Below are 13,091 nucleotides of genomic sequence, written 5' to 3'. Positions count from 1 at the left end.
TTCAGGAGAGCAGGAAGTCGGCCTCCCCCGCCTTGGCGCCCTCGATGAAGGCCGTCATCTCGTCCGTGGTGTAGATCAGCGCCGGTCCGTCGGGGTCGGTCGACTGGCGGACGGCGATCCGGCCGTCGGCCAGCTTCATCGCCTCCAGGCAGTTGCCGCCGTTGCCGCCGCTCCAGGGCTTGTGCCAGCCCTCGCTGCCCAGTTCCCGGGCGGGCATGCCGTTGTAGATCCGCTCGGTGCGGTTCCGCGGCCCGGACTGGGTCTTGATGCGATCCATTCACAGCTCCTTGCGGAGATCCCGGAGGATCTCATTCGTGCGTTGTGCCGTGGCGGCCTGCGCCGCCATGCGGTCCATGACCTCGAGGTGGGTCGCCACCTCGGTACGCGCGTCCAGGTAGACGGCGCCGGTCAGGTACTCGCTGTAGACCATGTCCGGCAGTTCGGGCATGGCGAATCGGAACAGCACGAAGGGCCCGTACGTCCCCGGGTGCGGCCCGCTCGCGAACGGGGCGACCTGGAGCGTCACATTGGGCAGCTTCGTGACCTCTAGCAGCCGGTCGATCTGCGCGCGCATCACCTCCGGGCCCCCGACCGGGCGGCGCAGGGCGGTCTCGTCCATCACGGCCCAGAAGCGCGGGGCGTCATTACGGGTGAGCAGGTCCTGGCGTTGCCTGCGCAGGGCGACATGCCGCTCGATTTCGTCCGGCTGGGTCTGGCCGACGGCGCCCGACTTCAGCACCCCGCGCGCGTAGTCCTCGGTCTGCAGCAGCCCTGGCACGAAGTGCGGCTCGTAGGAGCGGATCAGGCTCGCCGCGCCCTCCAGGCTGACGTACATGGAGAACCAGCTCGGCAGGATGTCGTGGAACCGCTGCCACCAGCCGGGCTGGTTGGCCTCCTCGGCGAGCCGGACGAAGACGTCGGCCTCGTCGTCGGTCACCCCGTAGGCCTTCAGCAGCAGTTGGAGATACGGGATCTTGAGGGCGACCTCGGCCATCTCCATACGGCGGACGGTGGCGGGCGCCACGCGGAGCACACGGGCGGCCTCCTCGCGCTTGAGCCCGGCGCGTTCACGCAGGTCAAGGAGGCGCCGACCGAGGACCACCTGGCCCACCGTCGGCGCGGACCGCGGCTCGCTCACGCTCCACCTCCACGAAGTTCCCTGGCTGGGGCGCCACTTGCGCTCGCCGGCGGCACGGCCGCCGCAACATACAGGTGTCACCCGGCTACAGGCACCACCCGGCTACAGGCGTCACCGGCATGCTGACAGCCCAGCGGCGCCATTCGAAGGCTCATTCGAAGATCTGACGGTACGACCGGACCGGACAAGGTGACCGACTTGACCTGAACGACCGGAATCGTCCGGTTGGGTCATATCGATCGCATTGGCCGGATCGGTCCGCCGGGTCCTCACTGATCCCAACTGGCGCCGCTCGACATGCTGTTGCGAGCAGTGTGCCACGGCCGCTCACCGCGTCACACAGCACTCTGCATTTTTCAGAGTGACTCTTGCCAAGTGTTCACGGCGGGGCGATAGTGGCAAGCGTGATTCCGTCCGCGCCCTTAGGAACAGACGCCGTCGCAGACCGTCTCGGTCTCGGCGCTGCCGCGGTGTTCGACCCTGCTGGGGGCGCTGCCGAGCGCCGGTTCCGGTTCGAGCTGGCCGCTCACCCCGGTTCCCCCGCACAGGCCAGACGCCTGGTGCGTTCCCGGCTGACCGGCTGGTCGGTCTGCGCGGAAACCTGTGACACCGCCATGCTCGTCATCTCCGAACTGGTCACGAATGCGATCGTGCACACCGCGAGCAGTCGCGTCGTGTGCGAGCTGCACGATCACGACGACACGGTGCGCATAGCCGTGCACGACGAGGGCTGTGCACCCGACGAGCCCCACCCGTCCCCACGGCGTCCCGACGAGGAGCACGGGAGGGGGTTGCTCCTCGTCGAGGCGCTGTGCCAGGCCTGGGGGGCTCACGAGCACGGCTCCGGGCTGCTGGTCTGGGCGGAGCTGCCGCGCCAGACCGACGCCGCCCGGGACAGCGCCGAACCCCGCAACGACCTGGGGTGGGGCGCCCGCCCCGACCCGGGCCCGTCGCGCGGCTCGTCCCGCGGGCCCGCGCGCGACCCGTCCCACGGGCCCGCGCACAGCCCGGTGCACCGTCCCTCGCCCGGTTCCGGGGAAGAGGGGCAGTCGGAGGCGGCGCTGCGCCCGGTGCCCGGGCGGAGGCAGGCGTGAACGGCGTCCCCGGTTCCGGCCGGTCGCTGGGCCTCAACACCCTGGTCCGGCTGCAGCGCGGCCAGCGGCCGGCGACCGTGGGCGGTACCCGCAGGCTCCCGGTTCCCGAGGGCATGACGACACCGCTGGGCTGCGACGCGGTGGCCGTGCCGGCACGCCTCGGGCCGCTGGTGGTACCCCGGCTGCCGCGGGTGGGCTGTGTGTACGCCGACGGCACTCGCTGGTGGTGGATCGTCCCGTCTGACTCCGACTACGCCCTCACCTGGCCCGTCCCGGCCCACTACAGCCCGGGCGCCCCGCTGCCCGGCTCCGCCCGGCTGATCTACCGCCCCGACGGCACGGTGCCGTACACCCCGCCGATCCCGCTCTACCTCGCCCTGTGCCGGGTGACGGGGACGACACCGGAGTGGTCGGGTCCGCTGAGCGGGTGACCGCTGCGCGGCTTCGACCGACAGCGGCGTGAGGGCGGCCGACGGAAGACCGGCTCGGCTGTGACCGGCCGACGGAAGACCGGCTCGGCTGTGACCGGCCGACGAAGACCGGCTCGGCTGTGACCGGCCGACGGAAGACCGGCTCGGCTGTTCGACCCGAGGACCGGCCCGATCGCCCGTCCCGAGGACCGGCCCGATCGCCCGTCCCGAGGACCGGCCCGGTCGGCCGCACCGAAGACTCGCCCGGCCGCCCGCACGGAAGACCCGAAGACTCACCCGGCCGCCCGCACCGAAGACCCAGCCGGCCGCCCGCACCGAAGACCCAGCCGGTCGCCCGCACCGAAGACGCCAACACCCGAAGCCCCGCCAGGCCGCTCACCCCGGCCCGCCTGTTCGACGCGAGGACCGTCCCGGTCGCCCATCCGAGGACCGGTCTCGGCCCGCGCCCTTGCTCGAGGCCGCCCGCAGTCCCGCCCATCCTCCCCCGCCCTCGAGCCAACCCCTCCGCAAACCAGCCCCTCCTCGGTCCGCACCCCCGGCGCACTCCCCCGCGCCCCGCGAGCCCCGTCGCACGCCCTGCCCGATGACCGCCGTGCCCCGCGATAGTGGCGGTTCGTCGACGGCCCTGGGAGGAACGCGGTGACGAAGAGGCGGGACACGGTGGCGTCCGAGGTGTCGGAGTCGGAGAGGCTGCTGTTCGGGGGGCCGCTCCGCTACGACATGGGATGGAACCAGCACCGGGAGGCCTTCCTGGAGTTGGACCTCCGCGCGATGGTGACCCGTCTGCCCGGCATGCTCATGTCGAGCCTGCGACTGTCCCGCCAGGCCGACCCGGGCGCCACACGCGTGGTGCTGGCCGCGCAGGTGGCCATCGGTGTGGCCCAGGCCGTGAGCCTGCTGGCCGTGAACAGCGTGCTGGGACGGCTGATCGGCACCGGCACCATCGAGGAACGGCTGCGCGGCGCCGCCCCCGCCCTGGTGATCATGGCCGCCGTGATGTTCGTGGCCGCCCTGCTGCGGGCCGCGTCCACCTACGCCACGGGCCGCCTCGAACCCAAGGTCGAGCGGGTGGCGACCGAGATGTACCTGGAGCGCGCGGCGGCCGTCGAGCTCGCCGCGATCGAGGACCACGCCTTCCACAAACTGCTGGACACCGCGCAGTACGGCGCCTCCTCGGCCCGCCGCATGATCATGTACGGCACGCGCGTGGTGAACGCGATGATCTCGCTGATCGCGGCGGCCGGTGTGCTGACCGTGCTTCACCCGGCCCTGCTGCCGCTGCTGATCACGATGACGATTCCCAGCGCCTGGGGCGCCCTGACCAACGCCCGGCGCCGCTACGAGTCGTTCCACACCTGGGTGCAGCACGCCCGCGCCGGCCATCTGATCAGCGCCCTGCTCACCGAGCCGGAGGCGGCGCCGGAGATCCGGGTGCACGGGGTCGGCCCGTTCCTGCTGCGGCACTTCCGGGCGATGTCGGAGACGGCGGAGGCGGAGCAGGCCCGGCTGGCCCGGCTCGCGGCCCGTACCGGCCTGATCGCGGCGGCCTGGACCGGCCTCGCGACCGTCGCCACGTACGCGACGCTCGGCGCGCTGCTGCTGAGCGGGGCGATGGCCCTGTCGGTGGCCGGTACGGCGGTGATCGCGATCCGCACCGGCTCGGCGAGTCTCAACACGCTCGTGCTGGAGATCAACACGCTGCACGAGGAGGCACTGTTCGTGGGCGATCTGGAGCGGCTGTACGTCGAGGCGGCCGAGCGGGCGATCCCGATCGGCGGCGACCCGCTCCCGGAGGATCCGCGGGAGATCCACTTCGAGAACGTCACGTTCACCTATCCCGGTGATGCCACCCGCCCCGCCCTGGACGACGTCACCCTCACGCTCCCGCTCGGCCGGATCGTCGCCCTGGTCGGCGAGAACGGCTCCGGCAAGACCACCCTGGTCAAGCTGCTGGCCGGGCTTTACCAACCGGACCAGGGCCGCATCCTGTGGGACGGAGTCGACGCGGCGAAGGCCGACCGGCACCGGCTCGCCGAGCGCATCGCGATGTTGGCCCAGGACTTCAAGCGCTGGCCGTTCACGGCCAAGGTCAATGTGGCCGTCGGCCGCTCGGCGGCGCCGCTGACCGAGGAGCGGCTGACCAGGTCGGTCTCGGAGGCGGGCGCGGAGGAGGTGGTCGAGGATCTGCCGCGCGGCCTGGACACCCTGCTGGCCCGCAACTTCAGCGGCGGGCACGAGCTGTCCGGCGGCCAGTGGCAGCGGCTGGGCATCGCGCGGGCCGCCTACCGGCGCGGGCGCATCCTGATCGTGGACGAGCCGACGGCCGCCCTGGACGCCCGGGCCGAGCTGGAGGTCTTCGAGAAGATCCGAGCGCTCGCGGGCAGCGGCCAGACCGTCGTACTGATCACGCACCGGCTGGCGTCGGTCCGCCATGCCGATCTGGTGCACGTCCTCGACCAGGGCCGGGTGGTGGAGTCGGGGACCCCCGACGAGCTGTTGGCGAGCGGCGGTGTCTACGCGGAGCTGTACGCGCTCCAGGCGGACCAGTTCACGACCAAGGTGCCGGTCCGGAAGGTGGGTTAGCCGTCGACTCCGTCGCCGCCGCGAAGGATCACCAGGAACGTGTCGGTCGCCAGGTCCATCACGACCTCGGCGGGCATGCCTTCGAGTCGCCGCGCGTGCGCGAACTCCTCCGCCGGCCATGATCCTCGCGGTCCGCCTGCGGGAAAGCCTTCGAGCACCGTTCGCCCGTTCACCATCCTGCACCTCCAGAAGTGCGTCTTACTTGTAGGAGTTAACGCTCTGGAGAACACGAATGGCTCGCCCGGTGACGGTACTGAGACATAGCCGACACGCCACCGGCGCGGAGGGTGAGAGTCCGTTGACTTTCGGCCACCTTCGTGACTGCTTGTGTCAGTCCTCGTACTCGTCGTGATAGCGCACCCGGTCGCTGCCCGCAGGCAGCCGGCCGAGCGCCGTCAGGTCGAGCAGAGAACTGGTCGAGCCGAGTCCGTCGAGACCGCGGTCGTGGGCGGAGTAGGTGTGGAAGACCCGGTCGTGTTCCCGTAGGAAGCAGCTGATCCCGGGCCGTTCGACCGGTTCGTCGTCGACCATGAGGGTCGCGCCGAAGTCGAGGTTGAAGTCGCTGTGGTACGAGGAGTACCAGGGCAGCGTCCAGCCCATCCGCGCCTTGAACGGCAGGATTCTGGTGAACGGCGCCCGGGACACCGCCGCGAACGAGGTGTCGCGCGCCCGCAGATGGGCGAGGTGGCCGATCTGGTCCAGGAACGCGGAGCAGTTGGGACAGCCGGCCTCCCACTCCGGGGCGAACATGAAGTGGTAGGCGATCAGTTGGGCCCGTCCCTCGAAGAGGTCGAGCAGGGTGACCTTGCCGTCGCCGCCCTCGAACACGTACTCGGGGTCCACCTCGACCATCGGGAGCCGGCGCCGCTCGGCGTTGAGCACGTCCCGCGCGCGCGTGAGCGCCTCTTCCTTGAGCAGTAACTCCTCACGCGCGGCACGCCACCGCTCACGCGAGACGATCTCCGGAAGCGACATGGGCCCTCCTGTACGACGGTCGGTTCCGGGTGGTGACCGCGGGAGGGAGGCGAACTCATCGGTGCGGCCCCAGATTTTTTTCCGCGCCACCGCCAGACGTGACCGCCAGACGCGCCACCAAGGGCGACGCCGTACGGCTGTGGGACATAGCCCCGCGGATACCGGCCGAGCAGCGCTACTCCCGTGTCAACTCCGGCCGCCGTGAACTGATCGACCACATCCTCCTCAGCCACCACATGGTCCACCGTCTGACGGAGGCGGGCACGGGCCTGCCGGGCACCACCCGGCCGCCGGACCTGCCGTCGGTGGGCGAGGATCCCCCGGAGCTGCGGGGGGCCGCCGGGTCGGACCACGCACCGGTGTGGGCGCGGTTCGCCGACTGAGACGTACTGCGCGGCCCAAGTTCCCTACGCCACGACCGGCATCCGCGGCACCACGAGCCCGAGTCGCCGCCCACCGCGCTCCAACTCACTCGCGAGGTCTTCGAGTTGCCGAGTGTGCCGGGCGGTGAGCCGTCCGGTCTCGTCGAGTTGCACGGCACAGGCGGTGGTGGTGTCCACGAGCCGTTCGAGTACGGCGGCCACCGCGTCCGTGCCCTCGGAGTGCCGGGCGAGGGCGGGGAGTTCGGCGGCGGCCAGGGCGATCGTGGCGCGGGCCTCGGCGAGGGAGCGGTAGGCCTCACGGCGCAGGGCCCAGCGTTCGCCGCGGTCGTCGGACTCGCTCAGTACGTGGTCGAGATAGACCTGCGCGGCACGCCCGGCCGCCGCGAGCCGGGCCCGTACCCCGCCGCCCCGCTTCCCCGCCATCGGCAGATGCCCCACGATCAGCACGATGACGCAGGCCAGCAGCGTGTCGCCGATCCGGCTGACGGAGGCCGGCGGTTCGCCACCGACTATGACCAGGGCGAGCACGAGGACGGTGACGACGGCGGTCTGGGCGCCGAAGTGCCGGGTGGACACCGGGATGACCGCTCCGCAGACGGCCACCAGCGCGATGAGCCCCTCGGGCCGGGGCAGTACGGCGGCGAAGCCCGCGAAGACGAGGGCGCCGAGCACGGTCCCCGCGGCCCGGCACAGCACCCGGGAGGCGAGCGGCCCGAGGTCGGGCTTGACGAGGAAGACGGCGGTGGCGGGCAGCCAGTACCAGTGCTGGTGCCCGCCGTACCAGCGAGCCTGGTGCAGGGCCTGGGCGATGGCGGCGCTGGCCCCGAAGCAGAGGGCGACCCGCAGCCCGTACTCCCGCCCGCCGCTGCCGAGCGCGGCCCGCAGCACCTCCTTCAAGCTGCGGCGCCGGGCGGGCGGCCGATGCTCAGCGCCCTCGACCCGGTCGAAGACCTCGGCGGCGCGCAGCAGGGCGTCGTCCAGGGCGCGCAGGGCGGGCGCCGACCGGGACGGCGCGGGCAGCGGCCCGGTGCTGCCATTGCCCCGGACCGCGACGGCGAGCCGCCGGGGTCCCTCGGCCGCCCGCTCGGATATCGGCTCATCCGCCCAGGCAAGGGCGGTCGCCGCCTCGGCGAGGGGCAGCGCGGCGGCGTACTGCGCGTGCAGTCGGCGCTCGGCGGCGGAACTGGCGTACCGCCGCAGTCTGGGCCCGGTGAGCGCGTCCTGGGCATGGTCGAGCGCGGCGGTGAGGGCGGCCCGCCGGGGGATGGCCCCCTCGCCCCCCACCACCTCGAGCAGGTCGGCGATGGCGTCGTACACGGCGGCGACGGCGTTCCGTTCCCCGTCGAAGCGGTAGTCGCCGGCGATGGCCCCGGGGGTGGGCAGGGCAAGCCGCAGCACCAGCAGCCACCCGGCTCCGGCGAGGAAGGCGAGAGCCCGCTGCCAGCCCGCCTCGGCGATCGGCATTCCGGCGCCGACGGCCGCGCCGACCAGTAACTGCGTCCCGGCCCCGGAGGCGGCGGGCCCGACGGCGCTCATCCCGCCGGCGACCAGCCCGAGCCCGGTGAGCAGCAGGGTCAGGGGTACGGCGGTGAGGTGCTGTCCGCCGTACGTCCCGACGAGCAGCCCCACGGCCCCGGCCGTCGCGGGCGCCCCGAGCCGCCGCACGGCGGCCCGTCGGCTGCCCGGCCGGTCATTGATCCCGGCGAGCATCGCGGCGATGGCGGCGATGACACCGAGAGAGGTGGGGTGGAGCACGACCGCGGCGAGCAGTAGCGGCCCTGCGGCCAGCGCCCCTCTCGTCACAGCGCTCCAGGGCACGGGCCCGCGCTGGGCGCGCAGGGCGTGGGCGAGCCAGGGCGGCGGGGCGACGCGACGGGACACGGGGCTCCTGTCCGGGCGAGGGCGGGGTGTGCCTTCGGACGACGGTGGCCGGGCTGTCGGCTTCGGTGTTCCCACCGTAGATCGCGTTCCCGTACGGAAGGATTCGTTCGTATTTCGGGGATGTGACAAGTGCTCTGGAGAGCCGTGTTCCTATGAACGCAATTTGCCCCGGAATACCACACCGGCAGGGCGTCCAGTGCGCCGGGGAACGCGAGCCGGCTGCCTGCGGTTGTCTTCGCGTCGTCTGCGCTCATGCGGTGGGGGAATTCACGGCAGAGGAAAATCGGGTGTGGCCCTCGCCGAAGAGCTGGATGATCGGCAGGTTGCCGACAGTTCTTCGGAGGAGTCGATGTGATCCAGCGCGTCACCGCCGCCGCCCTCTTTCCCCCGCCCGCCTACTCCCACGCTTCCGTCGTCGAAGCAGGCACGAAGCTCGCCTTCCTCGCGGGGGCCGTTCCGCTCGATGCCGAGGGGACGATAGTCGGCGCGGGGGATCCGGTCCGGCAGGCCGAGCAGGTCATCGCGAATCTCGGCGAGCAACTGCATTCTGTGGGCAGCGACTTGGCGCATGTCGTGGCGACGGACGTGTACGTCGTGAGCAGCGATCCGTCGGTGCTGTCGGCCGTATGGGAGGTCGTCGAGGCGTCGGGGCTCAGCGCCGGACCGCACTCCTCCACCCTCCTCGGCGTGACCTGCCTGGGCTACACCGGGCAGTTGGTGGAGATCACGGCGACGGCCGTGGTGCCCGCATGAGCGTCATCCTGCGACGCGCCGCCGGGCCCGACGCCACCGCCACAGCCGATGTCTGGCTGCGGTCGTTCGCCGCCGCCCTGCCCACCGTCGTCCGGCCACGCTCCGACGACGAAGTGCGTGTCCATATCCGCGACATCGTCGTGCCGTCGCGTGAGACCTGGGTGGCCGAGGCCGTCGACGGGGACGGGGACGGGATCGTCGGGATGATGGTGCTCAACGGCGGCCTCCTGTCCCAGCTCTATCTCGATCCGGACTGGCGGGGGCGCGGCATTGGTGACCGGTTCGTCGTTCTGGCGAAAGAGCGCAACCCCACCGGGCTCACGCTCTGGACCTTCCAGGTCAACAAGCCCGCCCACCGGTTCTACGAACGGCACGGCTTCGTCGCCGTCGAGTTCACGGACGGCAGCGCGAACGAGGAGCGGGAGCCCGATGTGCGGTACGTCTGGCGGCCCTGAGGCAAAGTCTCCTCCTCAGCAGGCGGCGCATGATCTTGCCGGAGCGGTCTTGGGGAGTTCCGCGATGACCGGGATCTGCCGGGGCCGGCGAGCGGGCCGATCTCCTTGGCGACATGGGGTGTCCCCGGCGACCAGGGATGGGAGACGAGACTTGTCGTCGACCCGGCCGAGCCAGAGGAAGGTCGGCCTGTCGTCGTCCTCGTCCGCCTTCGCGCTGCCCCCCGCCAGGCTCTTTCGGTGATCAGGTGGGCGTTGAAGACGCTGAGGACGAAGGTCGTCGTCGCGAAGGCGGCGAGGCCGAGTGGGCCGGGCCCGTGAGGGTTCCGGTTTCAGTGGTCGGGGTGCTCAGGTCACCGCTTGACCGCCGCTATGCGGACCGCGCCCCCACATCCGCCTCTTCACCAGCGGCTTCGCATAGCTCCCCGCCCGGCTGGTCGTGAGCCCCAGTGCCACCAGCGACTCCGCCAGCTTCACCGCCGCGCCGACCCCGTCGACCACCGGCACCCCCAGCTTCTCCCCCACCACCCGCTGCAGCCCCGTCATCCCGGCGCAGCCGAGGACCAAGACCTCGGCGCCCGCCTCCCGGACCCGTTCGGCCGCCGCGAGGAACGCGGCCTCCGTACGCCCGGGGTCACCCGCGAGATCGAGGACGCCGAGCCCCGTGCCCGCCACCGCCACGCAGTTGCGGGCCACCCCCGCCGTCTCCAGGCTGTCCTCGATCTGCCCGCGGGACCGCTCCAGAGTCGTGACGACGCCGTACCGGCGCCCCAGCAGACACGCCAGATGTGCGGCGGCCTCCGTGATGTCCACGACCGGTACGTCCACCAACTCCCGTACGCCCTCGCGCCCGTGCTCCCCGAAACCGGCCATGACCACCGCGTCGTACCGCGGACCGTCGTACGTCCGCAGCGCGTCGAGGACCGCCGCCGCCGAGAGGTAGCTGTCGAGCCAGCCCTCCGCCGACTCGGGGCCCCAACTCGGGGTCAGGCCGGTCACGTTGGTACCCGGGCCTGCGGCGGCCCGGGCACCTCGTACGATCTCCTCGGTCATCTCCTGCGTGGTGTTGCAGTTGGTGACGACGATCCGCACGGTCGTCAGACCTCCCGGGGCGCGACGGCTCGGTCACCGCGGCAGAGCGCCGCGTACAGCCCGGCGGCCAGCGCCGTGCCGATGAACCAGGAGTACGGCGCCACATCGCTGAACGTCTTCACCAGCGCGAGCACCGCCGCGACCGCCGCCGACGGCAGGAACGCCCACAGCGCCTTCGGGTTGACGCCCTTGCGGTAGTGGTACGGCGAACCGGGCGTCGCGTCGAACAGCTTCTCGACGTCCACCTTGCCGTGCTTGACCCAGTAGTAGTCGACCATGATCACACCGAACAGCGGTCCCAGGAACGCACCGAGGCCGCCGAGGAAATAGTTGACGACCGTGGGGTTGGAGAAGAGGTTCCAGGGGGTGACGACCAGGGCGGCGACCGTGCTGATCATGCCGCCGACCCTGAAGCTGATCTTCTGCGGCCAGACGTTGGCCAGGTCGTACGCCGGTGAGACGAAGTTGGCGACGATGTTGACGCCCATGGTTGCGACCGCGAAGGTCAGCGCGGCCACAACCAGGACCCAGGTGTTGCCGACCTTGGCGACCAGCTGTGCCGGGTCGGTGATGGCCTCGCCGAAGACCTCAAGCGAGCCCGCCGTGACGATCACGGAGACGACCACGAAGGCCGTCGAGTTGATGGGCAGGCCCCAGAAGTTGCCACGGCGGACGGTGCGGTAGTCCGGCGCGAAGCGGGAGAAGTCGCAGAAGTTGAGCATCAGCGTGCCGTAGGTCGCGAGGATCAGGCCGATCGCGCCGAACCACTGCCGCCACTGCTCACCGGTGGAGACCGGGTGCGGGGTGGAGGTGAGCGAGATGGTCCAGTGGGCCTTGGCCAGGATCCAGACGGCGAGCGCGATCATGACCAGCCAGATCGCGGGGCCGCAGAAGTCCTGGAACTTGCGGACCGACTCCATGCCCCGGCTGATGATCGCCGCCTGGATCAGCCAGAGCGAGACAAAGGAGACCCAACCGAGCGCGTCCAGGCCAAGGAATGAGTGGTGCGTCCAGGACTCGAGGCCGGGCCAGGCCGCCAGCAGCATCACATTGACGGCGACGGACGCCAGATAGGTCTGGATGCCGTACCACATGATGGCGATCACGGCCCGGATGAGTGCCGGGATGTTGGCGCCCCAGACGCCGAAGCTGATCCGGCTGACCACGGGGAACGGCACACCGTGGCGCTGGCCGATCCTCCCCATCCAGTTCATGCCGACGTAGATGAGCACGAAGCCGACGAGGAGGGAGGTGAAGACCTGCCAGACGTTCATGCCGAGGACCAGCAGGCCGGCGGCGAAGGTGTAGTTGCCGAGGTTGTGGACGTCGGACATCCACATGGCGAAGAGGTCGAAGACCTTCCAGTTCCGCTGCTCGGCGGGGGCGAGGTCTTCGTTGGTGAGCCGGGGGTCGGGGACGAACGCGGGTGCGCCGGTGGCTTCGGCGCGGTCGGCCAGGGACACGGGGCCTCCAGGGACTACGGGGACTACGGGGACGGGGAGGAAGGAGGACGACTGCCGGGTACTGCGCGCGTTTGGTATACCAAACTGGGGTCATGGTCCTCCCGTCAAGCGTTCTGACCGATGTCCGTCCCGTTACGGCTCCGTAAAAGCCCCCTCAGGTCGGCGAAGATGGCCTCATGGGATCCCCCACGACGAAGATCGAACCCCTGGGCGCGGTGCGCGAGCGCGTCCTCGCGACCCTACGGCAGGACATCATCGCGGGGCGTCTGGGCCCGGGCGACCGGCTTGTCGAGCGCGAGCTGGCCGAACGGTTCGGAGTGTCCCGGGTGCCGGTCCGGGAGGCGATCCGGGCCCTGGTCGCCGAGGGCTTCGTCCTCTTCGAGTCGGCCCGCCGGACCGTCGTACGCCGGCTGACCCCGACCGACGTCAAGGAGCTCTTCGAGCTGCGCGAGGCACTTGAGGTGTACGCGGCCGGCCTGGCGGCGGCACGGGCGACCCCGCAGGCACTGACCGAGCTGCGGGACATGCTCGACCGGGCCGCCACGGCGACGCGGACCGGGGACGCCGAGACGATCACCGACATCAACACCCGTTTCCACGACCGGATCCTGGCCCTGGCCGGCAACAGCCTGCTCATCTCGGTGATGGAACCGGTCGACGGCCGGCTGCGCTGGCTAACCCGGCGTAACGAGGAGTGGCCGCAGCTCCTCACCGAACACCGCGAGTTGTACGACGCGATCGCCTCCGGCGACCCCGACCGCGCCCGCGCCCGCGCGCTCGGCCATGTCCAGGCCAACTACCGGTCGACGGTGCGGCACCTGTTCGGCGAGGACACCGGGCAGTAGC

General features: G+C 71.3%; 13 protein-coding genes and 1 pseudogene. 7 read left to right on the top strand and 7 right to left on the bottom strand.

Annotated features, from left to right (window positions below):
* Position 1: 1 nt before the first annotated feature.
* Positions 2–277 carry a DUF397 domain-containing protein gene (locus ABZ396_RS09750; RefSeq protein ID WP_358914398.1) on the bottom strand — a complete coding sequence of 92 codons (276 nt, stop codon included), beginning with the start codon at positions 275–277 and terminating at the stop codon, positions 2–4.
* Positions 278–1,138 carry a helix-turn-helix transcriptional regulator gene (locus tag ABZ396_RS09745; RefSeq protein WP_358914396.1) on the bottom strand — a complete coding sequence of 287 codons (861 nt, stop codon included), beginning with the start codon at positions 1,136–1,138 and terminating at the stop codon, positions 278–280.
* Positions 1,139–1,506: 368 nt separating this feature from the next.
* On the opposite strand from ABZ396_RS09745, the gene ABZ396_RS09740 reads away from it, so the two are divergent.
* The 3 genes from ABZ396_RS09740 to ABZ396_RS09730 all read left to right on the top strand — a co-directional run bounded on the left by ABZ396_RS09740 (position 1,507) and on the right by ABZ396_RS09730 (position 5,246).
* Positions 1,507–2,232 carry an ATP-binding protein gene (locus ABZ396_RS09740; RefSeq protein WP_358914394.1) on the top strand — a complete coding sequence of 242 codons (726 nt, stop codon included), beginning with the start codon at positions 1,507–1,509 and terminating at the stop codon, positions 2,230–2,232.
* Positions 2,229–2,663, top strand: coding sequence for a hypothetical protein (locus tag ABZ396_RS09735; protein ID WP_358914392.1), 435 nt, complete (start codon positions 2,229–2,231; stop codon positions 2,661–2,663). Before ABZ396_RS09740 ends, ABZ396_RS09735 begins: the two co-directional genes overlap by 4 nt.
* Before the next feature lie 720 nt (positions 2,664–3,383).
* Positions 3,384–5,246 (top strand): ABC transporter ATP-binding protein, encoded by a 1,863-nt coding sequence (locus ABZ396_RS09730; protein ID WP_358914780.1) that lies wholly within the window; start codon positions 3,384–3,386, stop codon positions 5,244–5,246.
* Here ABZ396_RS09730 and ABZ396_RS09725 read toward each other — a convergent pair.
* Both ABZ396_RS09725 and ABZ396_RS09720 read right to left on the bottom strand, forming a co-directional pair.
* Entirely contained in the window at positions 5,243–5,422 is a 180-nt protein-coding gene (locus tag ABZ396_RS09725) for a hypothetical protein (protein WP_358914390.1), read from the bottom strand. The two genes, ABZ396_RS09730 and ABZ396_RS09725, sit on opposite strands and share 4 nt — an antisense overlap.
* Positions 5,423–5,576: 154 nt before the next feature.
* Positions 5,577–6,221: a DUF899 domain-containing protein gene (locus tag ABZ396_RS09720; protein WP_358914388.1), complete on the bottom strand. Its 645-nt coding sequence runs from the start codon at positions 6,219–6,221 to the stop codon at positions 5,577–5,579.
* Positions 6,222–6,340: 119 nt separating this feature from the next.
* Here ABZ396_RS09720 and ABZ396_RS09715 point away from each other — a divergent pair.
* Positions 6,341–6,604: pseudogene (locus ABZ396_RS09715) on the top strand (endonuclease); the annotation flags it as partial.
* A gap of 24 nt (positions 6,605–6,628) precedes the next feature.
* Here the strand turns inward: ABZ396_RS09715 and ABZ396_RS09710 are convergent.
* Positions 6,629–8,485: an FUSC family protein gene (locus tag ABZ396_RS09710; protein ID WP_358914386.1), complete on the bottom strand. Its 1,857-nt coding sequence runs from the start codon at positions 8,483–8,485 to the stop codon at positions 6,629–6,631.
* Between the two features lie 351 nt (positions 8,486–8,836).
* On the opposite strand from ABZ396_RS09710, the gene ABZ396_RS09705 reads away from it, so the two are divergent.
* On the top strand, positions 8,837–9,238 hold the full coding sequence (locus ABZ396_RS09705; RefSeq protein WP_358914385.1) for a RidA family protein: 402 nt from the start codon (positions 8,837–8,839) through the stop codon (positions 9,236–9,238).
* Positions 9,235–9,693 carry a GNAT family N-acetyltransferase gene (locus ABZ396_RS09700; protein ID WP_358914383.1) on the top strand — a complete coding sequence of 153 codons (459 nt, stop codon included), beginning with the start codon at positions 9,235–9,237 and terminating at the stop codon, positions 9,691–9,693. Before ABZ396_RS09705 ends, ABZ396_RS09700 begins: the two co-directional genes overlap by 4 nt.
* A gap of 345 nt (positions 9,694–10,038) precedes the next feature.
* Here ABZ396_RS09700 and ABZ396_RS09695 read toward each other — a convergent pair whose 3' ends face one another.
* Together ABZ396_RS09695 and ABZ396_RS09690 are read right to left on the bottom strand one after the other, a co-directional pair.
* Entirely contained in the window at positions 10,039–10,782 is a 744-nt protein-coding gene (locus tag ABZ396_RS09695) for an aspartate/glutamate racemase family protein (protein ID WP_358914381.1), read from the bottom strand.
* A 5-nt stretch (positions 10,783–10,787) separates the two neighbouring features.
* Positions 10,788–12,245: an NCS1 family nucleobase:cation symporter-1 gene (locus ABZ396_RS09690; protein WP_358914379.1), complete on the bottom strand. Its 1,458-nt coding sequence runs from the start codon at positions 12,243–12,245 to the stop codon at positions 10,788–10,790.
* 176 nt (positions 12,246–12,421) lie between these two features.
* Between ABZ396_RS09690 and ABZ396_RS09685 the strand changes: the two genes are divergently transcribed.
* Positions 12,422–13,090 (top strand): GntR family transcriptional regulator, encoded by a 669-nt coding sequence (locus ABZ396_RS09685; protein ID WP_358914377.1) that lies wholly within the window; start codon positions 12,422–12,424, stop codon positions 13,088–13,090.
* Position 13,091 lies beyond the last annotated feature (1 nt).

This window comes from Streptomyces sp. NPDC005866 (assembly GCF_040629895.1).
In the GTDB taxonomy this organism is placed as follows: domain Bacteria; phylum Actinomycetota; class Actinomycetes; order Streptomycetales; family Streptomycetaceae; genus Streptomyces.
This window is presented reverse-complemented; position numbering and strand designations above follow the sequence as displayed.